At 70.8% G+C, this 26201-nt stretch carries 25 protein-coding genes and 1 tRNA gene; 13 read left to right on the forward strand and 13 right to left on the reverse strand.

From position 1 onward, the window contains the following. Positions 1 to 22: 22 nt before the first annotated feature. Positions 23 to 664, forward strand: a complete 642-nt coding sequence (locus ACZ4UU_RS05330) for a MerR family transcriptional regulator (RefSeq protein ID WP_468036614.1) — start codon at positions 23 to 25, stop codon at positions 662 to 664. A gap of 23 nt (positions 665 to 687) precedes the next feature. On the opposite strand, the gene ACZ4UU_RS05335 is transcribed toward ACZ4UU_RS05330, so the two are convergent. Then, positions 688 to 1491: an exodeoxyribonuclease III gene (locus ACZ4UU_RS05335; protein WP_468036616.1), complete on the reverse strand. Its 804-nt coding sequence runs from the start codon at positions 1489 to 1491 to the stop codon at positions 688 to 690. Between the two features lie 77 nt (positions 1492 to 1568). Here ACZ4UU_RS05335 and ACZ4UU_RS05340 point away from each other — a divergent pair, with 77 nt between their 5' ends. Next, positions 1569 to 2045, forward strand: a complete 477-nt coding sequence (locus ACZ4UU_RS05340; RefSeq protein ID WP_468036618.1) for a GNAT family N-acetyltransferase — start codon at positions 1569 to 1571, stop codon at positions 2043 to 2045. A 13-nt stretch (positions 2046 to 2058) separates the two neighbouring features. Here the strand turns inward: ACZ4UU_RS05340 and ACZ4UU_RS05345 are convergent, their stop codons facing one another. From ACZ4UU_RS05345 to galU, 8 genes are all read right to left on the reverse strand, one after another. Further along, a complete protein-coding gene (locus tag ACZ4UU_RS05345; protein ID WP_468036620.1) occupies positions 2059 to 3306 on the reverse strand; it encodes an MFS transporter in 1248 nt (415 codons plus the stop codon). A 105-nt stretch (positions 3307 to 3411) separates the two neighbouring features. Further along, a tRNA-Ala gene (locus ACZ4UU_RS05350) sits at positions 3412 to 3485 on the reverse strand. A gap of 87 nt (positions 3486 to 3572) precedes the next feature. After that, positions 3573 to 4859, reverse strand: coding sequence for a divisome protein SepX/GlpR (gene sepX / locus ACZ4UU_RS05355; RefSeq protein ID WP_468036622.1), 1287 nt, complete (start codon positions 4857 to 4859; stop codon positions 3573 to 3575). A gap of 195 nt (positions 4860 to 5054) precedes the next feature. Then, a complete protein-coding gene (locus tag ACZ4UU_RS05360; protein WP_468036624.1) occupies positions 5055 to 5702 on the reverse strand; it encodes a GNAT family N-acetyltransferase in 648 nt (215 codons plus the stop codon). A gap of 20 nt (positions 5703 to 5722) precedes the next feature. Further along, the gene (locus ACZ4UU_RS05365) at positions 5723 to 6259 is read right to left on the reverse strand and encodes a MogA/MoaB family molybdenum cofactor biosynthesis protein (protein WP_468036626.1); all 537 of its coding nucleotides are present in this window, start codon (positions 6257 to 6259) and stop codon (positions 5723 to 5725) included. Then, positions 6256 to 6750 carry a cyclic pyranopterin monophosphate synthase MoaC gene (gene moaC, locus ACZ4UU_RS05370; RefSeq protein ID WP_468037857.1) on the reverse strand — a complete coding sequence of 165 codons (495 nt, stop codon included), beginning with the start codon at positions 6748 to 6750 and terminating at the stop codon, positions 6256 to 6258. Before moaC ends, ACZ4UU_RS05365 begins: the two co-directional genes overlap by 4 nt. Positions 6751 to 6836: 86 nt before the next feature. After that, positions 6837 to 8159: a molybdotransferase-like divisome protein Glp gene (glp, locus tag ACZ4UU_RS05375; RefSeq protein ID WP_468036628.1), complete on the reverse strand. Its 1323-nt coding sequence runs from the start codon at positions 8157 to 8159 to the stop codon at positions 6837 to 6839. A gap of 4 nt (positions 8160 to 8163) precedes the next feature. Beyond that, positions 8164 to 9066 carry a UTP--glucose-1-phosphate uridylyltransferase GalU gene (gene galU / locus ACZ4UU_RS05380; protein ID WP_468036630.1) on the reverse strand — a complete coding sequence of 301 codons (903 nt, stop codon included), beginning with the start codon at positions 9064 to 9066 and terminating at the stop codon, positions 8164 to 8166. Positions 9067 to 9160: 94 nt separating this feature from the next. Between galU and ACZ4UU_RS05385 the strand changes: the two genes are divergently transcribed. Continuing rightward, positions 9161 to 9781, forward strand: a complete 621-nt coding sequence (locus tag ACZ4UU_RS05385; protein WP_468036632.1) for a 5-formyltetrahydrofolate cyclo-ligase — start codon at positions 9161 to 9163, stop codon at positions 9779 to 9781. A 72-nt stretch (positions 9782 to 9853) separates the two neighbouring features. On the opposite strand, the gene ACZ4UU_RS05390 is transcribed toward ACZ4UU_RS05385, so the two are convergent. After that, positions 9854 to 12634 (reverse strand): penicillin acylase family protein, encoded by a 2781-nt coding sequence (locus ACZ4UU_RS05390; protein ID WP_468036634.1) that lies wholly within the window; start codon positions 12632 to 12634, stop codon positions 9854 to 9856. 228 nt (positions 12635 to 12862) lie between these two features. Here ACZ4UU_RS05390 and ACZ4UU_RS05395 point away from each other — a divergent pair, with 228 nt between their 5' ends. From ACZ4UU_RS05395 to mscL, 6 genes are all read left to right on the forward strand, one after another. After that, entirely contained in the window at positions 12863 to 14389 is a 1527-nt protein-coding gene (locus ACZ4UU_RS05395; protein ID WP_468036636.1) for a potassium/proton antiporter, read from the forward strand. Between the two features lie 247 nt (positions 14390 to 14636). After that, positions 14637 to 15929, forward strand: coding sequence for an MFS transporter (locus tag ACZ4UU_RS05400; protein WP_468036638.1), 1293 nt, complete (start codon positions 14637 to 14639; stop codon positions 15927 to 15929). 67 nt (positions 15930 to 15996) lie between these two features. After that, positions 15997 to 16323 (forward strand): FmdB family zinc ribbon protein, encoded by a 327-nt coding sequence (locus ACZ4UU_RS05405; protein WP_468036640.1) that lies wholly within the window; start codon positions 15997 to 15999, stop codon positions 16321 to 16323. Positions 16324 to 16421: 98 nt separating this feature from the next. Beyond that, positions 16422 to 17264: an S-methyl-5'-thioadenosine phosphorylase gene (locus tag ACZ4UU_RS05410; RefSeq protein ID WP_468036642.1), complete on the forward strand. Its 843-nt coding sequence runs from the start codon at positions 16422 to 16424 to the stop codon at positions 17262 to 17264. Positions 17265 to 17435: 171 nt separating this feature from the next. Next, positions 17436 to 17999 (forward strand): hypothetical protein, encoded by a 564-nt coding sequence (locus tag ACZ4UU_RS05415; protein WP_468036644.1) that lies wholly within the window; start codon positions 17436 to 17438, stop codon positions 17997 to 17999. A 147-nt stretch (positions 18000 to 18146) separates the two neighbouring features. Further along, entirely contained in the window at positions 18147 to 18605 is a 459-nt protein-coding gene (gene mscL / locus ACZ4UU_RS05420) for a large conductance mechanosensitive channel protein MscL (protein ID WP_468036646.1), read from the forward strand. Positions 18606 to 18609: 4 nt separating this feature from the next. Here mscL and ACZ4UU_RS05425 read toward each other — a convergent pair whose 3' ends face one another. Continuing rightward, positions 18610 to 18792 carry a hypothetical protein gene (locus ACZ4UU_RS05425; protein ID WP_468036648.1) on the reverse strand — a complete coding sequence of 61 codons (183 nt, stop codon included), beginning with the start codon at positions 18790 to 18792 and terminating at the stop codon, positions 18610 to 18612. 114 nt (positions 18793 to 18906) lie between these two features. Here ACZ4UU_RS05425 and ACZ4UU_RS05430 point away from each other — a divergent pair, with 114 nt between their 5' ends. From ACZ4UU_RS05430 to ACZ4UU_RS05445, 4 genes are all read left to right on the forward strand, one after another. After that, positions 18907 to 20142 carry a low temperature requirement protein A gene (locus tag ACZ4UU_RS05430; protein ID WP_468036650.1) on the forward strand — a complete coding sequence of 412 codons (1236 nt, stop codon included), beginning with the start codon at positions 18907 to 18909 and terminating at the stop codon, positions 20140 to 20142. Between the two features lie 68 nt (positions 20143 to 20210). Further along, the gene (locus tag ACZ4UU_RS05435) at positions 20211 to 21236 is read left to right on the forward strand and encodes a P1 family peptidase (RefSeq protein WP_468036652.1); all 1026 of its coding nucleotides are present in this window, start codon (positions 20211 to 20213) and stop codon (positions 21234 to 21236) included. A 133-nt stretch (positions 21237 to 21369) separates the two neighbouring features. After that, the gene (locus ACZ4UU_RS05440; RefSeq protein ID WP_468036654.1) at positions 21370 to 22584 is read left to right on the forward strand and encodes a L,D-transpeptidase; all 1215 of its coding nucleotides are present in this window, start codon (positions 21370 to 21372) and stop codon (positions 22582 to 22584) included. A gap of 189 nt (positions 22585 to 22773) precedes the next feature. Next, positions 22774 to 23520 carry a DUF6227 family protein gene (locus tag ACZ4UU_RS05445; protein WP_468036656.1) on the forward strand — a complete coding sequence of 249 codons (747 nt, stop codon included), beginning with the start codon at positions 22774 to 22776 and terminating at the stop codon, positions 23518 to 23520. A gap of 15 nt (positions 23521 to 23535) precedes the next feature. Here ACZ4UU_RS05445 and ACZ4UU_RS05450 read toward each other — a convergent pair whose 3' ends face one another. Together ACZ4UU_RS05450 and ACZ4UU_RS05455 are read right to left on the reverse strand one after the other, a co-directional pair. Continuing rightward, positions 23536 to 23820: a hypothetical protein gene (locus tag ACZ4UU_RS05450; RefSeq protein ID WP_468036658.1), complete on the reverse strand. Its 285-nt coding sequence runs from the start codon at positions 23818 to 23820 to the stop codon at positions 23536 to 23538. A 104-nt stretch (positions 23821 to 23924) separates the two neighbouring features. Then, positions 23925 to 25976, reverse strand: a complete 2052-nt coding sequence (locus tag ACZ4UU_RS05455) for a PTS fructose transporter subunit IIABC (RefSeq protein ID WP_468036660.1) — start codon at positions 25974 to 25976, stop codon at positions 23925 to 23927. Positions 25977 to 26201: the final 225 nt, after the last annotated feature.

Genomic DNA, 26201 nt, shown 5'->3' on the forward strand with positions numbered 1-26201 from the left:
CGGTACGCCTTAAGGTGCCCAGGTGACCGAGAAGCGTGAATACCGCATGGCGGAGCTCGCCCACCTGGCCGGCATCCCGGTCCGCACCCTGCGCTTCTACCGCGAACGCAAGCTGATCCCGCCACCCCGCCGCGAGGGCCGCATCGCCTGGTACGACGACCACCACCTGGCCCGCCTGCGCACGATCGCGGCACTCCTGGAACGCGGCCACACCCTCACCGGCATCGCGGAACTCGCCGACGCCCTCGACCACGGCCGGGACGTCGCCGACCTCATCGGCGTCGACACCCCCACCGAGGAGGAACCGGTCCGCCTCACCCCCGAGGAACTCGCCGCCCGCTTCGAGGGCGAGGTCACCCCCGAGAACCTCGCCGCCGCCATCGAACTCGGCTACCTCGGCACCGACGGCGACGAGATCGTCCACATCAGCCGCCGCCTCCTTGACGTCTCCTCCGCCCTCGTCCGCGAGGGCATCCCCCTCGCCGAGGTCCTCGCCGCCGGCAAACGCGTCCGCGAACACGTCGACGACCTGGCCGAGATGTTCACCGACATCGTCCTGCGCCACGCCCACGAGGACGACCTCCAGCGGCTGCGCCCCCTGGCCAGAAGCGTGGTGGAAGCGGAGTTCTCACTGGCGCTGGACCGGCGGCTGCGCAAGCAATAGCGCCCTAGGGGCTCGCGGAGCCCTCAGCGACCGTAGACCACCGTCACCGGCGCATGATCCGACCACCGCTCCGCGTGCGTCGCCGCCCGCTCCACATACCCCTTGAGCGCCCGGCCCGCCAGCCCCGGCGTCGCCACGTGGTAGTCGATGCGCCACCCCGTGTCGTTGTCGAAGGCCCGACCGCGGTACGACCACCAGGAGTACGGCCCCTCGACATCCGGGTGCAGCGACCGTACGACGTCGACATAGCCGCCCGCCGACGGAGCGAGCACTTCGCCGAGCCACTCCCGCTCCTCCGGCAGGAACCCGGAGCTCTTCTGGTTGCCCCGCCAGTTCTTCAGGTCCGCCTTCTCGTGCGCGATGTTCCAGTCGCCGCAGACGAGGACCTCGCGGCCGTCCGCGGCGGCGCGTTCGCGCAGGTCCTTCAGATAGGCCAGGAACTCGCCCATGAAGCGGACCTTCTCGTCCTGCCGCTCGGTGCCGACCTCGCCTGAGGGGAGGTAGAGGGAGGCGACGGTCACACCCGGCAGGTCCGCCTCGACGTAACGCCCGCTGTCGTCGAACTCACTCGAACCGAAGCCGACCTGGATGCGGTCGGGCTCGCGGCGGGTGTAGAGGGAGACACCGGCCCGGCCCTTGGCGGCGGCGGGCGCATGCAGGACGTGCCAGCCGTCCGGGGTGCGGACATGCTCGGGCAGTTGCTGCGGCTCCGCGCGCACCTCCTGCAGGCACAGCACATCGGCTTCGGTACCGGCGAGCCACTCCACGAAGCCCTTCTTCGCGGCGGCCCGCAGCCCGTTCACATTCACAGAGGTCACAGTGAGCACCCGGGAACGATACCGGCACCCTGGACCGAGTCCGGTTCTGGAACCCGGTGAAATTGAACTCATATACGGTATTCGGCATGGACATACGCCGGGTCGCCTTCGACCACCCCGACGCCGTCAAGCTCAATGACCAGGTCCAGGCCGAATACGGCGTCCGCTACGGCGACGGCGGCGACGCCACGCCCCTGGACGTGGCCGACTTCAGGCCGCCGAACGGCCTGTACCTGATCGCGTACGACGCGCTCGGCACCCCCGTCGCCTCCGGCGGCTGGCGGTCCCAGGACGAGAACGGCGAGGGCAACGCGGACGGCGATGCCGAGCTCAAGCGGATGTATGTCATCGAGCAGATGCGCGGCCGGGGCCTCGCGCGCCGCATCCTGGCCGCGCTGGAGGAGGACGCGCGGAACGCGGGCCGCAGGCGCATGGTCCTGGAGACCGGGTCCCAGCAGCCGGAGGCGGTGGCGCTGTACACGTCCAGCGGGTACGAGCCGTGCGAGAAGTTCGGCTACTACCGCTTCCACGAGCTCAGCCTGTGTTACGCCAAGGCTCTGTGAGGCGTAAGCCCGGTTAGACGCCCCCGTCCTCCTCGCCCGTACGCCGGTTGATGCGATACACGTCCCGCACACAGAGGTTGAGGGCCAGGGAGAGCACGACCAGCCCCGCGCACGCCACCAGTACCGTCCGGCTGTCCCAGAGGCCGGCCGCGAAGGCGGTGAGCAGATAGCCGAGGGGGATGGCGAGCCGTTCGCCGACGTTGTTGAACGCGCTCATTCGCCCCAACTCGCCCTGCGGCACATGCTGCTGGAAAGCGGTCGTCCACGCGACGATCGTCACGTCGAGGCCGATCCCCGCGAGCAGCGCGGCCAACAGCACCCAGGGCAGCGGCAGTCCCCAGCCCATGGCGAGCAGCGGCGCCGCCAGCGGCGTACAGGCCACGATGGCCACGACCAGCAGCCGGTACGGCCGCCAGCGCAGGCACACCACCGTCCCGCCCAGCAGCCCCGCCGCGAAAGCGGCCTGCACGAGCCCCCAGTCACGTGCCCCCGCGTACCGCTCCGCCGCGACGACGGGCCCGAGCAGCTGGTACCCCGCCAGCCACGCGGCGACGAGGAGGGTGCCGGCGGCCGTGTAGGTCCACAGCCAGGTCCGCGACCAGAACCCGGTCCAGCCGTGCCGCAGGTCACTGAGCGCGCTGGTGACGATGACCGGCGCGTCCAGCCGCAGCCCGAGGAGCAGAAAGGCGGCGACGGCGAAGGTGAGCGCGTCCCAGGCGAGCGCCCAGGCGGGGCCGCTGACCGCGACGACGGCTCCGCCGATGGCCGGGCCGAGGACCTTGACGGCGTTGCCCGGCAGTCTGAGCAGGGCGTTGGCCTGCTGCAACTGTTCCACGGGGACGATCTGGCCCACGGCGCCCTGGGTGGCGGGCACGGTGAAGGCCACCGCGGTCCCGGAGACGAATCCGCAGACCGCGATGGAGGTCGTCGACGCGTGTCCGGTGGCGACGATCACGGCCAGCGCGCCTTGGGCGACGGCCGCGAGCAGATTGCCGAGGAAGAGCATCCGGCTGCGGGACATCCGGTCCGCGAGCACTCCGCCCACGAGCAGGAACAGGACCGTCGGCACGGTGTTCGTGGCGAGCACCAGCCCGAGCTCCCCGGCTCCGCCGCCCTCCCCGATCACGGAGTAGGCGAGCGCGAGCGGCGCCATGGCGGACCCGGTTGCGGAGACGAGGTTGGCCAGTACGAACCGCCGGAAGCCCGGGATCCGCAGCGGCGCCGCACGCCCCGCCGATAACTCTGCGTCGACCTTCTCCACGCTCCCCCTCGCGACGGCGGCACTTGGGCACAACAAAGATCCCGCCCGATCAACCGATCGGGCGGGATCTTTCAACTCCCTGGTTTCCCTGGAGAGTTGTTGCGGTGGACCTGAGGGGATTTGAACCCCTGGCCCCCTCGATGCGAACGAGGTGCGCTACCGGACTGCGCCACAGGCCCTTGCAACGAGTGAAACTTTAGCACCCCGATCGGCCTGCTTGGAAATCCGTTCCCCGGCCGGCCGCCGGGCCCGGCCGCAGGTGGCGGCTACTCGTTGGCGGCGCGCGGCCGGTCGCCGTCCTCGTACTGGTCGAACAGCGGCGTACGGCCCCGTTCGCGGGCCCGGCGGGCGGAGGCGGCCCGGCGGGCGTCGCTGCGACCGCCCCCGTCGGCCTTCTCCTCCTCGCGCCCCGCGTCCGCGTCGCCCGGCTCCGCGCCCCGCGGGGAGCTGTCCCCGGCCTCGGCACCGGTCTCCCGGTCCCGGCCGACGGTGCTCGACCGCGCCGAGCTCCAGGCGTCCGGGGCGCCGAGGTCCACGTCGGGGGTGGCCCGGGGCGCGACCGGGGCGGTCACATACGTCGGCAGCGGCACGGGCACCGGGTCCCAGCTGTCACCGTGCCCGGGCCTGCGCTGCCGCTCGCGCTGCTGGTCCACCCACTCTGCGTGGTCGGTCTGCTCGACGAGGGCGCGCCGGTCGGCGGCGAGGGCGGACAGGCCGGGATCGGTGGCGCCTGGTTCGGACCCCTCGTCGGGCTCGTCGAGGCCCGCGCCGGGGTCGGTGCCGCCGCGACGGCGCGACTGGCGCGCATGCTCACGAAGCCGCTGCGCGGCGGCCTCGGCCTGCCGCCGGTCCATCTGGTAGGCGAAGCGGCGGCGCTCCTGGGACCGCAGATACGCGATGTACCCGCTGAGCAGCACGGCGGGAACGCCGGGCGCCCACAGGAACGCCAGCCCGCCGACCGCGGCGACGATCGCGCCGAGGGTGAAGGCGAGGAAGAGCATCACGGTCGTACGGCGACGGCGCGCGAGCACCTTCGAGCGCCGGGCGCGTGCCGCGGCCGCCTCGTCCGAGGGGGCCCGCCGGGCGGCGGGCACCCGCTGGCGCGCCTTGGCCGCGGGGCCGGAGCCCGCTTCGGCGGAGGGCGCGCTCGCGCGTTCGGGTGTCGGCCGGGAACCGTGTTCGGGTGCCGGTTTGCTCCCCTGCTCCCGGGCGGAGTCGCGTGCCGGTTCCGGGCGTCCTGGTGCCTGGGCCGGGACCGGCGCCTGGGTCTGCGGACGGGTCGGAGGCATGGCGAAGGCCCGGACGTCCACCGACTCGGTGACGTCGCCCGGGTCGTCTGCGCTGAGCTCCCCCTCCTCGGTGGAGCGCGCGCGCAGGTCCTTGGCGTACCGGCGCTCCATCCCCGCCCGTCCGGACAGCAACCGGATGGCTGTGCTGAAGCGTTCCGTCGGACGGGCCTCGTTCAGCTCGTCCTGCCTACGGAGCCACATCGGCACCAAGTAGGCGGCCCAGGCCCCGACAATGACTGCGTAGATGAGGCCGCTGCTGCTCACGTCTCACACGGTAGAGGGATTTGCGTGAGGCCATCCGCCAATTGAGCCGGTGTGTCGCACGATCTGGCTGATATTTCGAACTTTTTTTGTGACCGATGCGATCAGCAGCCCAACGAGGGCGCGAATTTAATGCCCTGAGCCGGTCATCCGGCGATCAATTTCGAACACTTATTCAATTTCCGGAGCGCCTTCGAGCTACGCGGGATTCCCCTGCGGGTTCTGCCGGGTGTTCTGCGACTTCGCGTCCGTGGCCCGCTGCGGGCGTTCCCGGTGCCAGCGGCCGAGCAACCCTTCCGGTACCTCTTCCGCCGTGAGCGCGAAGACGAGATGGTCCCGCCAGGCCCCGTCGATGTGGAGATATCGCGGACGCAGCCCCTCCTCGCGGAATCCGAGTTTCTCCACGACCCGGCGGCTGGGCCGGTTCTCGGGGCGAATGCAGACCTCGATGCGGTGCAGCCCGACGCTGCGGAAACAGTGGTCCACGACCAGCGCCACCGCCGTCGGCATCACCCCGCGGCCCGCCACCGCCTCGTCCACCCAGTAGCCGACGTGCCCCGAGCACATCGAGCCCCAGGTGATCCCGGCGACCGTCAACTGCCCGACCAGCCGCCCCTGGTACTCGATGACGAACGGCAGCATCCGGCCCGAGTTCGCCTCGGAGCGCAGGTGCCGGACCATCTGGCGGTAGGTCGGCCGGTGCGCGATCGGTCCGCTGGGCGTGGGCGGCGGAATCGTCGCCTCCCACGGCCGCAGCCAGTCCCGGTTGCGCCGGTTGACCTCGCGCCAGGCCCGTTGGTCGCGCATCTTTATCGGCCTCAGGACGACATCGCCGTCCCTCAGCACGACGGGCCAGGATGGGCTGTTCAGCTCGCACCCCCGCTGCTGGGTCTGGGGTGGTCGCCGCCGCGGATCTGGTCGACGGCGTGGATCAGGAGGGGCTCCAGGACGGCCAGACCGTCCTTCACCCCGCCGCTGGAACCGGGCAGGTTGATGATCAGCGTGCGCCCGGCGACTCCGGCGAGCCCTCGGGACAGTGCCGCCGTGGGCACCTTCTCCCGTCCGAACGCTCTGATCGCCTCGCCAATGCCCGGCACCTCGAAGTCGAGGACGGCTCGGGTCGCCTCCGGTGTGCGGTCGGTGGGCGAGATTCCGGTGCCGCCGGTGGTGACGATGACGTCGTACCCGGCGTCCACGCCGGCGCGCAGGGCGGCCTTCACGGGGTCGCCGTCGGGCACGACCTGCGGTCCGTCGACCGTGAAGCCGAAGCCCTTGAGGCCGTCGGCGATCAGCGGGCCGCCCTTGTCCTCGTAGACCCCGGCGGCGGCTCGGTTGGAGGCGGTGACCACCAGGGCGCTGTACGGCGCGAGCAGTGCACCACCGATCGACGCGTCCAGTGTCATGCCCGGCTCCAGTCGCCCGACTTGCCGCCCGTCTTCTCCTCGACCCGCACGTCCGTGATGACCGCTCCCTTGTCGACCGCCTTCACCATGTCGATCACGGTGAGCGCGGCGACGGAGACCGCGGTGAGGGCCTCCATCTCGACGCCCGTGCGGTCCGTGGTCTTCACGGTGGCCACGATCTCCACGGCGTCCTCCGCGACCGACAGGTCCAGTTTCACACCGGACACCGCGAGCGGGTGACAGAGCGGGATCAGGTCGGGGGTGCGTTTGGCGCCCATGATCCCGGCGATCCGGGCGGTGGCGAGGGCGTCGCCCTTGGGGACCCCCTCGCCGCGCAGCAGCTCGACCACGCGGGGCGAGACGAGGACGCGGCCGCTGGCGCGGGCGGTGCGCGCGGTCACGTCCTTCCCGGAGACGTCGACCATGCGGGCAGCGCCCGCGTCGTCGATGTGCGTGAGGTGGTCCTGCGTGGATGGGTCCTGCTTGCTCATGCTGGTGTGGCGCTCCCGGTCCTGGCCCGTCGCGGTGCGGCGCACGGGCCTGCTGTGCGCGACACGGTACCGCCAACCAGGGTCGCTCAGCCGAGCAGGACCACCTCGACCTCGGCGCCGGGCTCGACGCTCTCGGTGTCCTCGGGGACGACGATCAGCGCGTCCGCGTGCGCCAGGGCGGCGACCAGATGGGATCCGGCGCCGCCGACCGGGCGCACCGCGCCGTCGGCGTACGTCCCGCGCAGGAACTGTCTGCGTCCCTTGGGCGAGGTCAGCGCCTTGTCGGCGGTCAGGGTCGCGGTCGTCCGGGGGCGGTGGACGTCCTCCAGGCCCATCAGGGTGCGGATCGCGGGGCGCACGAACAGTTCGAAGGAGACGTACGACGACACCGGGTTGCCGGGGAGCGCGAGCAGCGGGGTGTGGTCGGGGCCGATGGAGCCGAAGCCCTGGGGCTTGCCGGGCTGCATGGCGAGCTTGCGGAAGTCGATGCCGCTGCCGGCCTCGTCCTCGTCGGCGACATGGGACAGGGCTTCCTTGACGACGTCGTACGCCCCGACGCTCACGCCGCCGGTGGTGACCATGAGGTCGGCGCGGACGAGCTGGTCCTCGATGGTGGAGCGGAGGGTCTCGGCGTCGTCGGCGACGGCGCCCACGCGGTAGGCGATGGCGCCGGCGTCCCGGGCGGCCGCGGTGAGGGCGAAGCTGTTGGAGTCGTAGATCTGGCCGCCGGACAGCTGCTCGTCGGGCTGGACGAGTTCGCTGCCGGTGGACATCACGACGACGCGCGGGCGCGGGCGCACGCGTACCGTGCCGCGGCCGATGGCGGCGAGGAGGGCGATCTGGGGCGGGCCGAGGACCGTGCCGGCCTCAAGGGCGCGGTCGCCGGACTTCACGTCGCTGCCCTTGGCGCGGACGTGTGCGCGTGCCTCGGCCGGCCGGTGGACGTGCACCTGGCCCTGGGCGCCCTCGGGGGCCAGGCTGCGGGCGCGCATCCCGGTGACCGGGCCCTCGCCGAGGCCGCCGTCGGTCCACTCCACCGGGACGACGGTCTCGGCGCCGGGCGGCAGCGGGGCGCCGGTCATGATGCGGGCGGCCTGGCCGGGGCCCACGTGGAGCAGTTCGGCCTGGCCCGCCGCGACGTCCCCGACGACCTCCAGGACGGCGGGGAACTCCTCGCTCGCGCCGGCGACGTCCGCGACCCGTACCGCGTACCCGTCCATGGAGCTGTTGTCGAACGGCGGCAGGGAGACCGGCACCGTGACATCGTCGACCAGGACGCAGCCCTGGGCGTCGAGCAGTTGCAGCTCGATGGGTTCGAGGGGGCGGACGGTCGCGAGGATGTCCTCCAGGTGTTCGTCCACCGACCAGAGGTGGTCCTGGCCGGCGGGGCGGGGCGCGGCGGTGCTCAACTCGCTACATCTCCTCGGCTACGTAACTGCGAAGCCAGGTCCGGAAGTCCGGGCCCAGGTCTTCACGTTCGCATGCGAGTCTGACAATGGCACGCAGGTAGTCGCCGCGGTCGCCGGTGTCATAGCGGCGGCCCTTGAAGACGACGCCGTGCACGGGGCCGCCGACCTTCTCGTCCTGCGAGAGCTGCTGGAGGGCGTCGGTGAGCTGGATCTCGCCGCCGCGGCCCGGCTCGGTCTCACGCAGTATGCCGAAGATGTGCGGGTCGAGCACATAGCGGCCGATGATGGCGTAGTTGGACGGGGCGTCGGCCGCGGCCGGCTTCTCGACGAGGTCGTGCACCTTGACCACGTCGCTGTCCTCGGTGGGGTCCACGGCCGCACAGCCGTAGAGGTGGATCTGCTCGGGCGCGACCTCCATCAGGGCGATGACGCTGCCGCCGTGCTGCTCCTGGACCTCGACCATCCGCTTGAGCAGGGGGTCACGCGGGTCGATCAGGTCGTCGCCGAGGAGGACGGCGAAGGGCTCGTTACCGACGTGCGGGGCGGCGCACAGCACCGCGTGGCCGAGGCCCTTGGGGTCGCCCTGGCGGACGTAGTGCATGGTGGCGAGGTCGCTGGACTCCTGCACCTTCGCGAGCCGGCCGGCGTCGCCCTTCTTCTGCAGGGCGGATTCCAGCTCGTAGTTGCGGTCGAAGTGGTCCTCCAGGGGGCGCTTGTTGCGGCCCGTGATCATGAGGACGTCGTCGAGGCCCGCGGACACGGCCTCTTCGACCACGTACTGGATCGCCGGCTTGTCGACGACCGGCAGCATCTCCTTGGGAGTGGCTTTGGTGGCCGGCAGGAAGCGGGTGCCGAGGCCCGCTGCGGGGATGACAGCCTTGGTGATCCGAGGGTGGGACTGAGTCATGCCCGCCACCTTATCCGGTGTCTTTTCAGGGAATCTGAGGCTCCGGTTATTTGGCTCTCTTATGAGCACATTGGGAAGGGTAAGGGAGCGACCTATGAGTCACATCGGACGTCCGGCCGAGCCTGACAAGCGCGTGTTGCGGCAGGAGATCCTATCGGTGAGAGGCAGGTTGACTGCGGATGACCTGCGGGTGTCGGCCGCCGCGCTGGCCGGGCGGGCACTGGAGCTGCCCGAGCTGGCGCACGCGCGCGTGGTGGCGGCGTACGTCTCCGTGGGGAGTGAACCCGGCACCCTGGCGCTGCTCGACGCGCTGCGCGCGCGGGGCGTCCGTGTCCTGCTGCCCGCCCTGCTGCCCGACAACGACCTCGACTGGGGCGGGTACTTCGGGGAGGACTCCCTGGCCCGCGTCCAACACGGCGGGAAGATGGCCCTCTTCGAGCCCTCCGGCGAGCGCCTCGGACCGGACGCCGTGACCGACGCCGACGTGGTGCTGCTGCCGGGCCTGGCCGTCGACGCGCGCGGGATGCGGCTGGGGCGCGGCGGCGGGTCGTACGACCGTGTCCTCGCCCGTCTGGAACGCGCGGGCGCCCGGCCCTCGCTGGTGGTGCTGCTGTACGACGCGGAGGTCGTCGAGCACGTCCCGGAGGAGCCGCACGACCGGCCGGTGCACGCGGTGGTGACGCCGTCGGGGGTGCGCCGCTTCGGAGAGCCCTGAGCCCGCCCAGCTCGCGAAGGGGCCCTCCACGCGCGTGTGGAGGGCCCCTTCGGCGGTACGGGCGTCAGCGGCTCACGGCCTGAGCACCAGGGTGTCGCTGGTGCTGTCCTCGACCGCCTTGTCCGAGAAGGCCCAGTCGAGCAGTTCGCCGTCGGCCCACTTGTCGGTCTGGTCGGTGTAGTGGGCGCTGTAGGCGTGCCCGGAGGCACCGGTGAGGTTGATCCACTTCGACTTGTCGAGGTCGTTGAGGTTGACGACCATCCGCATCGACGGCACCCAGACGACGCCGTAGCCGCCGGCGGCGTTCCAGCCGGAGGCGTTGACCGTGCCCTCGCCGCCGCTGAGCTTCCAGGGGCCGCGGTTGAGGATGTACTGGAGGAAACCGGGGCCCTCGGTGCCGAGGGTCTGGTTCTTCAGGAACAGGCGGTGCAGCCGGCCCCAGCTCCAGGTGTCGATGTCCTTGCCTAGCTTGGCCGTCAGCTCCCAGCGGGCGTCGATCATGGCGCGCTTGAACAGGTCGTCACGGTTGTGCTCCGCGCCCTCACGGGCGCCCGAGTCGGGCGTCGTCCACCAGTCGCTGTCCTCGTCGTCCATGAGGTTGCGGACGACCTCGAACCAGCGGTCGCCGCCGTCCGGCTGCGCCTGGTCGGCGTCGCGCTCACCGCACTCGCGCACCTTCCCGGTCGCGTCCGCCGGACCCGTGGTGTTGACCGGGTCGACCAACAGGCACTGCCCCTTGACCCGCAGCTCCTTCGGCAGCTTGTTGCCGAAGGCGAGCTTGAGGATGTTGCGCCAGACCGCGTTGAAGTAGGCGGCCGCCGCCGAGTCGGCGTCCTGGGTGTAGTCCCAGCCCTCCAGGAGCTCCTGGGCGTCGCGGACGTCCTTGTCGGCGATGTCGATCTTCAGCAGCTTGGGCACCAGCAGCTTGGCGATCTCGCTGCTGTTGTCGAGCTGCATCTGGCGCATGTCCTCGGTGGAGATCTTGCCGCCGCCGTCGATCTTCGACTGGATCAGGTCGTTGATGCGCTGGCTGCGGGCGCCGTAGCCCCAGTCCGTGGTGAGCGTGTAGGGGTACTTGGCCTTGTCGACGACCGCCTGGTTGGCGGTGACGATGTAGCCCCGGGACGGGTTGTACTCGTACGGCAGCTCGTCCTTGTCGATGTAGCCGGTCCAGCGGGACCTGGAGTCCCAGCCGGGCGCCGGGACGGAGCCGTCGTAGCCCTTCGCGCGCGTGGGGATCTTTCCGGGCAGCGTGTAGCCGATGTTGTCCTTGGTGTCCGCGTAGATCAGGTTCTGCGAGGGCACGTCGAACAGGGCGGCCGCGCCCCGGAAGTCGGTCCAGTTCGCCGCCTTGTCCATGGCGAAGACGGCGTCCATGGAGGTGCCCGGGTCCAGCGCGGTCCAGCGCAGCGAGATGCCGTAGCCGTCGCCGCGGTCGGGGGCCGCGGTGTCCACGGTGGCCTTCTTGCCGACCTTCACCAGCTCGGAGCTGCGGTCGGAGAGCAGGGGCCCGCTCTCGGTCTCGCGGACGACGATCTTCTTGGGTGAGCCGCCGGCGACCTTGATGGTCTCCTCGCGCGTGGTGAAGGGCACCGTCTTGCCGTCGAGGAGATAGCCGTCGCCGGAGAGCTTCTCCAGGTAGAGGTCGGTGACGTCGACGCCGGAGTTGGTCATGCCCCAGGCGATGTTCTTGTTGTGGCCGATGATCACGCCGGGCATGCCCGCGAAGGTGTAGCCGCTGACGTCGTACTGGCACTTGCTGGAGACCGCGCGGCAGTGCAGGCCCATCTGGTACCAGACGGACGGCAGCGCGGCCGACAGGTGCGGGTCGTTGGCCAGCAGGGGCTTGCCGGTGATGGTGTACTTCCCGCCGACGACCCAGGAGTTGGAGCCGATGCCGTTGCCGTTCACGCCGACGGCCGTCGGGAGGCCGTCCAGGACGTTCTGGAGGCCCGACAGCTGGCTCTGCAGGCCGCTGGTGCCGGAGCTGGAGGCAGCGCCCGTGCCGGTGCCAGTACCAGTACCAGTACCGGTGCCGGTCGAGCCCGCGGAGGACGCGGAGCCGCTCTGCTGGAAGGTCTTGGTGATGTCGTCGTACTGGCCGCTCTGGACGATCGTCTTGTTCCGGCCGTACGGGTAGTCCGGGTACAGGTCCTGGATCTGCTTGGGGCCGAGGCGGCTGGTCATCAGGGCGCGGTCGATCTCGTCCTGCATGTTGCCGCGCAGGTCCCAGGCCATCGCCTTCAGCCAGGCGAGCGAGTCGACCGGGGTCCACTTCTCGGGCTTGTAGTCGTTGGTGAACCCGAGCGCCGCGTACTCCAGGGAGATGTCCTTGTTGTCCTTGCCGTCCAGGTAGGCGTTGACTCCCTCGGCGTAGGCCTGGAGGTACTTCTTGGTGGACGCCGACAGCGTCTTGTCGTACTCCTCCTTGGCGACGCGGTCCCAGCCCAGGGTGCGCAGGAACTCGTCGTTGTCGACCTGGCTCTCGCCGAACATCTCCGACAGCCGCCCGGAGGTCATGTGCCGGCGGACGTCCATCTCGTAGAACCGGTCCTGCGCCTGGACGTAGCCCTGGGCCATGAACAGGTCCGCGTCGGAGGAGGCGTAGATCTGCGGGATGCCGTAGTCGTCGCGCTTCACGTCGACGGGCCCGGACAGGCCGGGGAGCGTGAGTGATCCCTTGGTCTGCGGGAAGGAGGCACGGACGGTGCTGATGGACCAGTACCCGCCGTAGCCGACGCCTCCGACAAGTGCCAGCACCAGCACGAGGACGATCAGACGGGCTCTGCGCCCCTTCTTCCTGCCGGACTTGCCGGGCTTCTGACCCGTGGAGGCGGTGGTGTTGGGGGGCATCGCTGTCCTTGCTGTCCTAACGCGAGAGGCAGGCGGTCCTGGAGTGCTGGAGCAACCATAGGCGCAGGGCCCGATCCAACTTGACTCGGAGTAGGGAACCAGGACGGACGGACGTTCGATCATGCACCCATTAGCGTCAAGAAATCGTCAAGAGTTAGGTAAGGTAACGAAGTAGTTGGGTGCGGAGAACCGCCACTTCGTGTCCTATGTATGTGAGCCCACGCGCGTGTGCGCGCGGGCCAGGGAAGGGAACGGCCGCTGACTGTCCACGACCTCAACCAGCTCCTGCTCGTCTGCTCGCTCGTCCTGCTCGTCGCCGTCGCCGCGGTCCGGATCTCCTCGCGCAGCGGGCTCCCAAGCCTGCTCGTGTACCTGGGCATCGGCGTCCTCATGGGCCAGGACGGCATCGGCGGCATCAACTTCGACGACGCCGAGCTGACCCAGGTCATCGGGTACGCGGCCCTGGTCGTGATCCTGGCCGAGGGCGGCCTCGGCACGAAGTGGAAGGAGATCAAACCGGCCCTTCCCGCCGCCACCGCCCTGTCGCTGCTCGGCGTCTCGGTGAGCGTCGGGGTCACGGCGACGGCCGCGCACTATCTGGTCGGGCTGGAGTGGCGGCAGGCGCTGATCATCGGGGCGGTCGTCTCCTCGACCGACGCCGCGGCGGTCTTCTCGGTGCTGCGGAGAATCCCCCTCCCCTCGCGCGTGACCGGCACCCTGGAGGCCGAGTCCGGCTTCAACGACGCCCCCGTGGTCATCCTGGTGGTCGCGTTCTCCACGCACGGTCCGATCGAGCACTCGTACGTGCTGCTGGGCGAGATCATGCTGGAGCTGGCCATCGGCGCCGCCATCGGCCTCGCGGTGGGATGGCTGGGCTCCTGGGGCCTCAGGCACGTGGCGCTGCCCGCCTCCGGTCTCTATCCGATCGCCGTCATGGCCATCGCCGTCGCCGCCTACGCGGCGGGCGCGATGGCACACGGCAGCGGCTTCCTTGCGGTCTATCTGGCCTCGATGGTCATGGGCAACGCCAAGCTGCCGCACTGGCCCGCCACGCGCGGGTTCGCCGACGGGGTCGGCTGGATCGCCCAGATCGGCATGTTCGTCCTGCTCGGCCTCCTGGTCACCCCGCACGAGCTGGGCGACGACATCCTGCCCGCGCTCCTCATCGGGCTGGTGCTGACCATGGTGGCCCGTCCGCTGAGCGTCGTGCTGTGCCTGGTGCCGTTCGGCGTCCCCTGGCGGGAACAGGCCCTGATGTCCTGGGCCGGGCTGCGCGGTGCCGTGCCCATCATCCTGGCGACCATTCCGATGGTGGGCGGGGTCGAGGACAGCCGCCGCATCTTCAACATCGTCTTCGTCCTGGTCGTCGTCTACACCCTGGTCCAGGGGCCGACCCTGCCGTGGTTCGCGCGCAAGCTGCGGCTCGGCGGGGAACCCGAGCCCGCCGACCTCGGCATCGAGTCGGCCCCGCTGGAGCGGCTGCGCGGGCACCTGCTGTCCTTCGCGATCCCCGAGGGCTCGAAGATGCACGGCGTCGAGGTCAACGAACTGCGGCTGCCCGCCGGGTCCGCCGTCACCCTCGTCGTCCGCGATGGAAAATCGTTCGTTCCGCTGCCGACGACGGTGTTGCGACGAGGCGACGAACTGCTGGTCGTCGCCACGGACCCGGTACGGGACGCCGCCGAACGCCGGCTGCGCGCGGTAGGGGCCGGAGGCAAGCTGGCCGGATGGCTGGGGACGAACGGGACATCCTGATCACAGGCCGAGCGCCCGCAGTGCTCAGGTTCACAAGGTCAACGGCCCGCACTCCCTGTACTATGCAGGCGTACCCCTAGATCGAACCACCTCTGCCTGACGCAGAGCTGGCGCGACCGTATGGCGGCCGGGACGTCCCTCCTCAGCGGACACCGGTATCTACCGCAGTTCCGCGCGACAGGACAGCTCTCGGCGCCGCCCCCCACCCGACGGGGTCGCGCTACCAGGCGGCAGAAAGGCACGGGCCGTGGCATCCACGGTCACCACCGAGCAGTCGAAGGACTCGCCGGCCTCCTCCCGCCCGGGATACGGACAGCTGCTGCGCACCCGCGGCGCCTGGACGTTCCTGCTCCCCGGCTTCGCGGCACGCCAGCCGTTCGCGATGCTGACCATCTCCATCGTGCTGCTGGTGCAGCACACCACCGGTTCCTACGGCGCGGCGGGCGCCGCCGCGGCCGTCACCGGCGTCTCCATGGCGCTGTTCGCGCCCTACAGCGGCCGCCTCGCCGACCGCTACGGGCAGCGCACCGTCCTGCTCCCCGGTGTCCTCGTCCACACACTGTCCGGCCTGACCCTGACGGCGCTCGCCCTGTCCCACGCCCCCCTGTGGGCGCTCTTCGTGGCGGCCGTGCCGACCGGTGCCTCGGTGCCGCAGGTCGGTCCGATGGTGCGGGCCCGCTGGGGTGTGAAGCTCCAGGGTTCGCCTCTGATGACGACTGCGGCGGCCTTCGAGTCGGTCACGGACGAGTTGACCTTCGTCGTCGGCCCGCTGCTGGCCACCGCCCTGTGCACCGCCGTCGACCCGGCCGCGGGCCTGGTCACGGAGGCCGCGCTGACCCTGCTGGGCGGTCTGCTGTTCGCCGCGCAGAAGAGCACCCAGCCGTCGGTCGCGGTCGCCGGGCACGCGCGCGTGGAGCACGCTTCGGCACTGCGCATCCCCGGAGTGCGCGTGCTGATCGTGACCTTCCTCGGCATCGGTTCCGTCTTCGGCGGCATGCAGGTCTCCCTGGCCGCGTTCACCGAGTCCATCGGCGAACCCGGACTCAACGGCGTCCTGTACGGCACCTTCGCCGCCGGCAACATGCTCTCCGGCATCGTGTGCGGCGCCATCGTGTGGAGGGTGGCCCCGCAGCGCCGCCTCCTGGTCGGCTACGCCGCCCTCGCGCTGGCCGCGTCCGGTCTGTGGGCCGCGCACTCGGTGCTCGTCCTGGCGGGCCTCGGACTGCTGGTCGGCATGTGCATCGCGCCCGCGCTGATCACCGGCTACACGCTGGTCGAGAGCCTGGTCCCGGCCGGCGCCCGCACCGAGGCCTTCACCTGGCTCACGGGCGCGGTCGCGCTCGGCCAGGCCGCAGCGGTCACCGTGGCCGGACAGCTGGAGGACCGCTTCTGGGGCGGCGCCGGTTTCCTGGTGCCGATGGGCGGGACCCTGCTCGCCCTGGCGACCCTGGTGGCACTGCGTTCACGGCTGGCGGCACGGCCCCGCGGGCGCACCGTGGCACGTGGCGTCGGTCACCGCGTGCCGGTGGCAGTGGACTGAGCGGCTGGAATACGTCACACTTGACCGTCGTTAGCACTCATCGAGTGAGAGTGCCAGGAGGAAGACAGTGCCGACCTACCAGTACCAGTGCACCGCGTGCGGCGAGGGCCTCGAGGCGGTGCAGAAGTTCACCGACGACGCCCTGACCGAGTGCCCCAGCTGCCAGGGCCGCCTCAAGAAGGTGTTCTCCGCGGTCGGCATCGTCTTCAAGGGCTCCGGCTTCTACCGCAACGACAGCCGCGGCTCCTCGTCGAGCAGCTCGCCGGCGTCGTCGAAGTCGTCGACGTCCTCCTCTTCCGACTCGTCCTCTTCCTCCTCGACGTCGTCTTCCTCGTCGTCCTCGGAGTCGAAGTCGTCGAGCGCCGGCACCTCCTCCAGCAGCTCCGCCGCGTAAGCACTTCCCACGGGCACGTGGGACGCGTCTCTTACGGGACCCTGTCGCTCTCCGGCGGCGGGGTCCTCGGCGTTTGCGGGTGCGGTTAGGGTGCGGACATGGCGAACAAGGCGAACGTCGAACTCGGCGTGATCGGTGGCTCCGGCTTCTACTCGTTCCTCGACGACGTGACCGAGATACAGGTGGACACCCCGTACGGGCCGCCCAGTGACTCCCTCTTCCTGGGCGAGATCGCCGGCCGACGGGTCGCCTTCCTGCCCCGGCACGGCCGCGGCCACCATCTTCCCCCGCACCGCATCAACTACCGGGCCAACCTCTGGGCCCTGCGCTCGCTCGGCGCCCGTCAGGTCCTCGGCCCGTGCGCGGTCGGCGGCCTGCGACCCGAGTACGGGCCGGGCACGCTGCTGGTGCCGGACCAGCTGGTCGACCGCACGAAGTCCCGGGTCGGCACGTACTTCGACGGGCTGCCGCTGCCCGACGGCACCGTGCCGAACGTGGTGCACGTCTCCCTGGCCGACCCCTACTGCCCGACCGGCCGCGCGGCCGCGCTGAAGGCGGCGCGAGGGCGGGACTGGGAGCCGGTGGACGGCGGCACGCTGGTCGTGGTCGAGGGGCCCCGCTTCTCGACCCGTGCCGAATCGTTGTGGCATCAGGCCCAGGGCTGGTCGGTGGTGGGCATGACCGGCCACCCCGAGGCGGCGCTCGCCCGTGAACTCGAACTCTGCTACACGTCGTTGACGCTGGTCACCGACCTCGACGCGGGCGCCGAGACCGGCGACGGCGTCTCGCACGACGAGGTGCTGCGGGTGTTCGCGGCCAACGTGGACCGGTTGCGGGGCGTGTTGTTCGACGCGGTGGCCGCGCTGCCGACGAACGAGGAGCGGGACTGTCTGTGCGCGACGGCGTTGGGTGGGATGGATCCGGGGTTCGAGCTGCCGTAGCCGTGACCGTAGGAGTGGTTGTGGTCGTGGCGTGGTTGTGGATGTGGAACTTCCCGTACGGGTGAGGGAGTTGTCCACAACCTGCCAGTAGTCCACCGGCTCCGGCGGGCGACGGCGCGATGCCCCATCGTGGCTTCGCAAGCCGATCTCTCGCCGCAGGTGGTGGTTCTCATGCCGTTCGACCCGTCTTCGACCTCTCCTTCTCCTTCTCCCTCTCCTTCTGTCGCCCTGCTCCCTCCGGGCCCGGACGCCCCGGCCACGTGCGAGGTGCCGCACTTCGCTCCCGTGCGGGTACGCGGCGGGCTGTACCAGTTGCGCCGGCTGCTACGGCATCGCAGGCGGGCCGCGGCGGCGGGGCTCGCCGTCACGGCTGCCGCGCTCGTGGCGGCGGGGCCCGGGGAGACCGGCCCGGCACGCGGGCATCCGGTGGCGGAGCCGGTTCGCCAACACCGGGCCGTGGAGCGGGTGTCCGCGCCGGTGCGAATCGCCGACGGGGCCACCGTGCGGCTGCTGCGGCCCGGTGACCGGGTCGATGTGATCGCCGCGGAGGAGAACGCGCCGGGCGGGGGCGGCGCCGAGGTGGTCGCGCGCGGGGCGCGGGTGTCGAAGGTGCCGGAACCGCTGGACGTCGCGGGCGAGAGCGGGGCGCTGGTGGTGCTGTCGGTGCCGCGTTCCACCGCGGCGCGTCTCGCGGGCGCGAGCGCTACGGCGCGGCTGGCGGTGACACTGTGCTGAGCTGGATCGCGCATGTCGCGCACATGGTGCTTATCGCCCTGTCAAGCCCCTCGTTCAGGTGGTGCAATTGGACAGGATGGCCTAGCCCTGACGTAGGTTGCGGAGCTGTTCGTTCCACAACCTGTGCACACGAGGAGAGGCTCCGCGGTGAGCGAGAAGAAGGAACCGGGCGTCTGGGACGGCTTCAAGGCCTTCCTGATGCGCGGGAACGTCGTCGATCTGGCGGTAGCGGTGGTCATCGGCGCCGCGTTCACCAACATCGTGAACGCGGTGGTGAAGGGGATCATCAACCCGCTGGTCGGAGCGATCGGCACCAAGAACCTCGATCACTACAGCTCGTGCCTGAGCTCGTCGTGCGAAGGCGAGCGGGGCATTCAGATCCTGTGGGGCTCCGTCCTCGGCGCCACCCTCAGCTTCGTGATCACCGCGGCCGTCGTCTACTTCCTGATGGTCCTGCCGATGGCGAAGTACCTGGCCCGGGTGGAGGCCCGGCGCAAGGCGAAGGAAGGCACGCAGGAGGTCATCGAGGTGACCGAGCTGGAGGTCCTCAAGGAGATCCGCGACGCGCTGGTCGCCCAGCGCGGCTCGGGGCACGACCAGCGGTAACGGATCAGATGTGGTGGGGCGGCTTCTCGTCGAGGAAACGCTTCAGATCTGCCGCGCTGTCACCGTCGCCACGCGGTCGCTCGCCCCAGCCACGGTCGGTGTCGTCCGAGGACTGCTGGTCCAGCGGGTCGTCGAAGATCAGCGCGGGCTTCGGCTCGCGCGGCTCGGAGGCGGGGGCGGTGCTCATACGTCCAGGGTACGGCCCGCACGGCGACGGCCTTCCCGGCCAAGGTCCCGGATGCTTGCGCGCTTGTGATCCCTTCGCAGGAAATTCCGCGCCTGATCTGCTGTGCTTGACCCCATGACGTCCAGTTCGACTCCCGCGCCGGACTCCCCCCGCCCGCCCGGACACCGCCGTCCCCTGCGTCGGCTCACGGCCCGGGGCCGCGGCGAGGCGCACCGTGCCGCCACTCCGCTGGAGCTCTTCTTCGACCTGTGCTTCGTCGTGGCCATCGCCCAGGCGGGCATCCAGTTGGTGCACGCCGTCGCCGAGGGGCATCCGGGCGAGGGGATCCTCAACTACGCGATGGTGTTCTTCGCCATCTGGTGGGCCTGGATGAACTTCACCTGGTTCGCCTCGGCCTACGACAACGACGACATCCTCTACCGGGTCGTCACCCTCGTCCAGATCGCCGGTGTCCTGGTGCTGGCCGCCGGGGTCACCAGGGCGTTCGAGGACCACGACTACCTGGCCGTACTGCTCGGCTATGTGATCATGCGGCTCGCCCTCGTGACGCAGTGGCTGCGCGTGGCCAGGTCGTGCGAGGGCCCGGAACGCCGGATGGCCCTGCGGTACGCCGGCGGTGTGCTGCTGTGTCAGATCGGCTGGGTGGGCCTGGTGGTGCTGCCCGAGGACGCCAGGCCCTGGGTGTTCCTGGTGATGGCGGTCCTGGAGATGTGTGTGCCGCCGTTCGCGGAGAAGGACCATCAGACGTCCTGGCATCCGCGTCATATCGCCGAGCGGTACGGGCTGTTCACGATCATCGTGCTCGGCGAGACCATCGCCGCCGCCACGGTCGCCGTGAAGACCGGCATCGACGAGAACGACGCGTTGGGCGATCTGCTGCCGATCGCCGCGGGCGGGCTCCTGATCATCTTCGCGGCCTGGTGGATCTACTTCGTGGTGCCGATCCACGGCCATCTGAAGTCCAACAGGCAGGCGTTCCTGTGGGGCTACGGCCACTACGTGGTCTTCGCCTCGGCGGCGGCGATCGGCGCGGGCCTGGAGGTGGCGGTCGAGCAGGCCGTCCACAAGGCGCACATCTCGACGCTGGCCGCGTCGGCGGCGGTGACCCTGCCGACGGCGCTGTATCTGCTCACCGTGTGGGCGCTGCACTCGCGCTACTTCAAGGTGGGCATCGCCCAGCAGCTGGTGCTGCCGACCGCGGCCCTGCTGGTGATCTGCTGCACCTTCCTGGGCGACTGGGCGGTGCCGGCGGCCGGCCTGGTCTCGGCGGGGACGGTGGCGACCGGGGAGACGTTGACGGCACGCAGGGCGGGCCGGGTGCGCGGGGAGGCGACGGCGCCGGTCGTCTGACGCGAGGCGCGGCCCCGTCCTGCGAGAGTCCGGGGGGCCGGCCTCGGTGGCTGGACGACACTGGGCTCATGACAGTTGACGCTCTGACAGATGTCGCCGGGCTGCGGGTGGGTCACGCGACGCGTAACGGCGACGGTTGGCTCACCGGCACCACGGTCGTCCTGGCACCCGAGGGCGGGGCGGTGGCCGCCGTGGACGTGCGCGGCGGCGGGCCGGGCACCAAGGAGACGGACGCCCTCGATCCGCGCAACCTCGTGCAGAAGGTCGAGGCGATCGTGCTGACCGGGGGCAGCGCGTACGGGCTCGACGCGGCGTCCGGGGTGATGGCCTGGCTGGAGGAGCACCAGCGCGGGGTCCGGGTCGGGGCGGATCCGGCGCATGTCGTGCCGGTGGTGCCCGCCGCGTGCGTCTTCGATCTCGGGCGGGGCGGCGACTTCCGCGCGAGGCCGGACGCGGCCATCGGGCGGGAGGCGGTCGAGGCGGCCGCGGCGAGCGAGCCGGGCGCCCCGGTGCGGGAGGGCTGCGTGGGCGCCGGCACGGGAGCCACCGTCGGGCCGGTCAAGGGCGGGATCGGCACCGCGAGCACGGTCCTCGGCTCGGGCATCACGGTGGCCGCGCTGGTCGTGGCCAACGCGGCCGGGTCGGCCGTGGATCCGGAGACCGGGGTGCTGTACGGGGAGCTGTTCCAGGGGCGGGTCGACCACCCGGAGGCGGATCTGCACGAGGCCGCGCGACAGCGGCTCGCGGACATCGCGGCGAAGAGCGCGCCGCCCCCGCTGAACACGACGCTCGCGGTGGTCGCCACCGACGCGGACCTGACGAAGGCACAGGCGCAGAAGCTGGCCGGTACGGCGCACGACGGCATCGCGCGGGCCGTGCGGCCGGTGCATCTGCTCAACGACGGGGACACGGTGTTCGCGCTGGCCACCGGTGACCGCCCGCTCGACGCGGGGCATCCCCTCGCGTTGAACGAGCTGCTGGCGGCGGGCGCGGACGCGGTGACGCGCGCGATCGTGCGGGCCGTGCGAGCGGCCCAGTCGGTGGACGGGGCGGGTGGAGTGTGGCCGTCGTACGGGGAGTTGTACGGGGTCTGACGATGTCGAAGTGTCGCGGTTCTGTCACGTGACGGCATTCACCGCGAACGCCGGGAACCCGGTCCGGGGGCGGTGACCTCTTCCTCCCCGGAACGGAACGCATACCGCAGATCGCATGAAGATGGAGCAGATCGTGACAACGCCGAACATAGCAGCGCGGCGCGCACTGGGGGCCTGTGCCGCCCTGATGATCGGCGCCCTGACGCTCACCGCCTGCGGCGGGAGCGCCAACGCCGACAACGACGACAAGGCCGGCGAGGACTCCAGGTCGTCCGCCGCGACGATCGAGATCTCGGCGAAGGACGGCTCGAACGGGGCCTCGATCAACTCGACCGGCGTGAAGGTCAGCGACGGCAAGCTGACCGAGGTGAAGATGACGGTGGCGGAGAGCGGGCAGGCCGTGCCGGGCTCCCTGTCCGCCGACGGGGGCAGCTGGAAGCCGAAGGAGCAGCTGGAGCGGGGGACGAAGTACCGCATAACGGCCACCGCGAAGGACGGGGACGGGCGCGGCACCGCCGCCGACTCCACCTTCACCACGGTGTCCTCGGCCAACAGCTTCATCGGGACCTACACGCCCGACGAGGGCACCACGGTCGGCGTCGGGATGCCGGTGTCGTTCAACTTCGACAAGGCGATCAGCGACAAGAAGGCCGTCCAGTCGCACATCACCGTCAGCTCCAGCAGCGGGCAGAAGGTGGTCGGGCACTGGTTCGGGGAGCAGCGGCTCGACTTCCGGCCCGAGCAGTACTGGAAGGCCGGCTCCAAGGTCACGATGAAGATCGACCTGGACGGCGTCGAGGGCGCGAACGGCGTCCACGGCGTACAGAAGAAGACGGTCACCTTCACCATCGGCCACTCGCAGGTCTCCACGGTCGACGTGAACAGGCAGACGATGACGGTCGTGCGGGACGGCGAGACGATCAAGTCGGTGCCGATCTCGGCGGGCAGCTCGGAGTTCCCGACGTACAACGGGCAGATGGTGATCACCGAGAAGTTCGAGAAGCTGCGGATGGACAGCAGGACGGTCGGCCTCGCCAACGCCTACGACATCCCGGACGTGCCGCACGCGATGCGGCTCACGCAGTCGGGGACCTTCATCCACGGCAACTACTGGTACAACAAGGGCAACCCGCCCTTCGGCCGCCAGGGCACCAGCCATGGCTGCGTCGGCCTGCAGGATGTGCAGGGCGGACAGGGCGACACGGCTTCCAGGTGGTTCTTCGACAACTCGACGGTCGGTGACGTCGTGATCGTCAAGAACTCCCCCGACAAGACCGTGACGCCGGACAACGGCCTCAACGGCTGGAACATGTCGTGGAACGAGTGGGTGGCGGGCAGCGCCGCCTGATCCCTTCGTAACGCCCTGAAGTGGCGTCGGAGCAGGGATTCTTGACGGTTCGTCGGGCCGCGCGGGAACTTCTCGCGCGGCCCGCGCGTTTTACCGGACGTACGTTTTCTCGGTTCCCGGACATGATGTCCGACCGAGGGGCTACGGTATGCACCCACAAGGTGACATGCAGCAACGCCGGGAGAAACCTTGAGCGTTCCGTACGAGACGGCAGCGTACGAACCAGCCGAGTCGCCCGAGTCTCCGGAGGAGCATCTCGCGCGACTTCTCGGCCGCGCCCTGAACTCGTTCGAGTTGCCGGACGAGACGATACGGCGGCTCGACTGTGCGCTGGCTCACGACAGCTCGCTGCACTCCGCGCACCACAGCGCGGGGCTGCACCGCGAGACGTACCGGCACACCTGGCTGCTCGCCGACGGCTCGGCGCTCACGCTGTGGGAGCTCGTCCACAACACCGCGCGGGGCCGCGACCCGCAGCACGAGGTGTACACCGACGAGGAGGAGCTGCGCGCCGCGACCGCGCGACTGCCGCTGCCGCCGGACGCGCCGGACTTCGAACTGCCGGTGACGGTACAGCTGTCGCCGATACCCGCGCCTCGGCACGCCTATGCGCCGGACGACTCGGCGGACCACGCGCGGCGGGTGCTGCGCCGGGCGGAGAACCCCGACCGGCCGGACGCGGCGACGGCCGCGCTGCTGGCCACGGCGTGGGCGCACCAGATCACACAGGCATTCGGACGCCCGTGCCGGGCCGCGCGCGCCGGGCTGTGCTTCTCGCTCTACGAGCACGCCTTCCTGCTGCCCGACGGCGAGGAGGTCTCCCTCTGGGAGGTCGAGCACACGGCGACGCCCGACGGGCGGCACATGTGCGAGGTGTACGTCAGCGAGGACGCGGCACGCGAGGCGATGGAGCGGCGGGCGGCGCAGGTGCCGTAACGGCGGATGCCGTGCTCAGCGGCCTTTGTCGAGCTGTCGTACCAGTCCCGCGAAGGCGTCGAGTTCGGCCGGGGTGAGTTCGACCGCCTCCAGGTCGGGGGCGGTCTGGCGCTGGTGCGGAAGGCCGGGGAGCGCTTGGCCGGGGAGCGCTTGGCCGGGGAGCGCTTGGCCGGGTGCGCGCCGGGGGTCCGTCGCGCGATAGCGGCGCAGCAGACGGGTCAGTCCGGTCACCCACAGTGCGACCGCCAGGGCGAGTACGACGGGGCCCAGCAGCTGGAGGATCGTGACGTTTTCCGGCATACGCCCCAGTAGACACCACGGTCCGGACCATGCGGCCCGGACCGTGACGTATCTCGCAGGTGCCGTGAACAGCTCACAGCTCCCCAAAGGGGCAAGCGGAAGCCTTACGCGGCGACCGGCTGCTTCGCCTCCACCGCCGGGGACACGGCGTCAGCGGTGCCCTCCGGCGCCGTCCGGCGCATGCCCTTCAGCAGGATGACCAGGCCGGCCGTGACCGCCGTACCGGCCGCGATGGCCAGCAGGTAGAGGAACGGCTTGCCGATCAGGAAGGTGACCCAGATGCCGCCGTGCGGGGCGCGCAGGGTCGAGCCGAAGGCCATGGTCAGCGCACCGGTGACCGCGCCGCCCGCCATGGACGCGGGGATCACGCGCAGCGGGTCGGCCGCCGCGAACGGGATGGCGCCCTCGGAGATGAAGGAGGCGCCCAGCACCCAGGCCGCCTTGCCGTTCTCGCGCTCGGCCGTGGTGAACAGCTTCTTGCGGACCGTGGTGGCCAGGGCCATGCCCAGCGGCGGGACCATGCCCGCGGCCATCACTGCGGCCATGATCTTCATCGCGGAGTCGCTGGGCGCCGCGACCGAGATGCCGGCCGTCGCGAAGGTGTAGGCCACCTTGTTGACCGGGCCGCCGAGGTCGAAGCACATCATCAGGCCGAGCAGGATGCCGAGCAGGATGGCGTTGGTGCCGGAGAGGCTGTTCAGCCAGTCGGTCAGGCCCTTCTGCGCCTCGGAGATCGGCTTGCCGATCACCACGAACATCAGGAAGCCGACGACCGCCGAGGAGACCAGCGGGATCACCACCACCGGCATGATGCCGCGCAGCACCGGTGGGATGTCGATCCGCTGGATGCCGAGGACCACCCCACCGGCGATCAGACCGGCGACCAGGCCGCCGAGGAACCCGGCGCCGATCGTCACCGAGATCGCGCCGCCGACGAAGCCGGGCACGAGGCCTGGCCGGTCCGCCATGCCGTAGGCGATGTATCCGGCGAGGACCGGGACGAGGAAGCCGAAGGCGGCCGCGCCGATCTGGAAGAGCAGTGCGCCCCAGCTGTCGACCTGGCCCCAGTCGAAGTGCTCGGTGACCGACTTGGCCTCGTTGATCTGGTAGCCGCCGATCGCGAAGCCGAGGGCGATCAGCAGACCGCCTGCCGCGACGAACGGGACCATGTAGCTCACACCGGACATCAGCCACTTGCGCAGCTTGGTGCCGTAGCCCTCGCCGGACTCGCCGGCGCGCTCGACGGGAGTGCCGGGCCTGGCGGCACCGGTGACCTCGCCGCGCTCGGCCTTGCCACGGACCTCGGCGATGAGCTCGGCCGGGCGGTTGATGCCCGCCTTCACGCCGGTGTCGACGGTCGGCTTCCCGGCGAACCGGTCCTTCTCGCGTACGGCCACGTCGTGCGCGAAGATCACGCCGTCCGCCGCCGCGATGACGGCCGGGTCGAGCCGGGTGAAGCCGGCCGAGCCCTGCGTCTCGACGACGAGTTCGACCCCCGCCTCACGTCCCGCGTTCTCCAGCGACTCGGCGGCCATGTACGTGTGGGCGATGCCGGTCGGGCAGGAGGTGACGGCGACGATACGGAAGGGGCGCTCGGCGGCCGGCTCGGCGGGGGCCTCGGAGGTGGTGCCCGTGGCGGCGTCGGCGGAGGCCGCCACCGACGACGCCACGGAGTTTTCGGAGGGAGCGGAACCGGCGGCCTCGGCCGCCTCGGGCTCCTCGCCCCGGATCAGCGCCGCCGCCGACGCCGCGTCGCCCGCCGAACGCAGCGCGTCCGTGAACTCGGCGTTCATCAGCTGCCGGGCCAGCGACGACAGGATCGTCAGGTGGGCGTCGTCCGCGCCCGCCGGAGCGGCGATGAGGAAGATCAGGTCGGCGGGGCCGTCCGCGGCACCGAAGTCGATTCCGGCGGCGCTGCGCCCGAAAGCGAGTGTCGGTTCGGTGACATGGGCGCTGCGGCAGTGCGGGATGCCGATGCCACCGTCGAGGCCGGTCGGCATCTGTGCTTCGCGCGCGGCCACGTCGGCGAGGAAGCCCTCCAGGTCGGTCACCCGGCCCAGGGCCACCATGCGCTCGGCGAGGGCACGCGCCGCGGCTTCCTTGGTGTCGGCGGACAGGTCGAGATCGACCAGGTCCGCGGTGATCATGTCGCTCATCGCGGGCTCCTTAGCACGCGTATCGCCCGGTGAGTCTGGTGGGCGGGGAAGGGGACGGGGGTGCCGTGGGGGGAGGTTCGGGTGGGGGAGGCGGGGTCGGGGAAATCCCGCCTCCCCCGGGCGGCAGAGCGGCTCAGGAGGCCCTGCCGTCCGTCGGCGGGCGTGAGTAACGCCGAGCTTCGCCGCTTACCGACCGGATCGGCAACAACTGTGACAACCGCGACA

It is taken from the genome of Streptomyces sp. NPDC028907 (assembly GCF_055564995.1).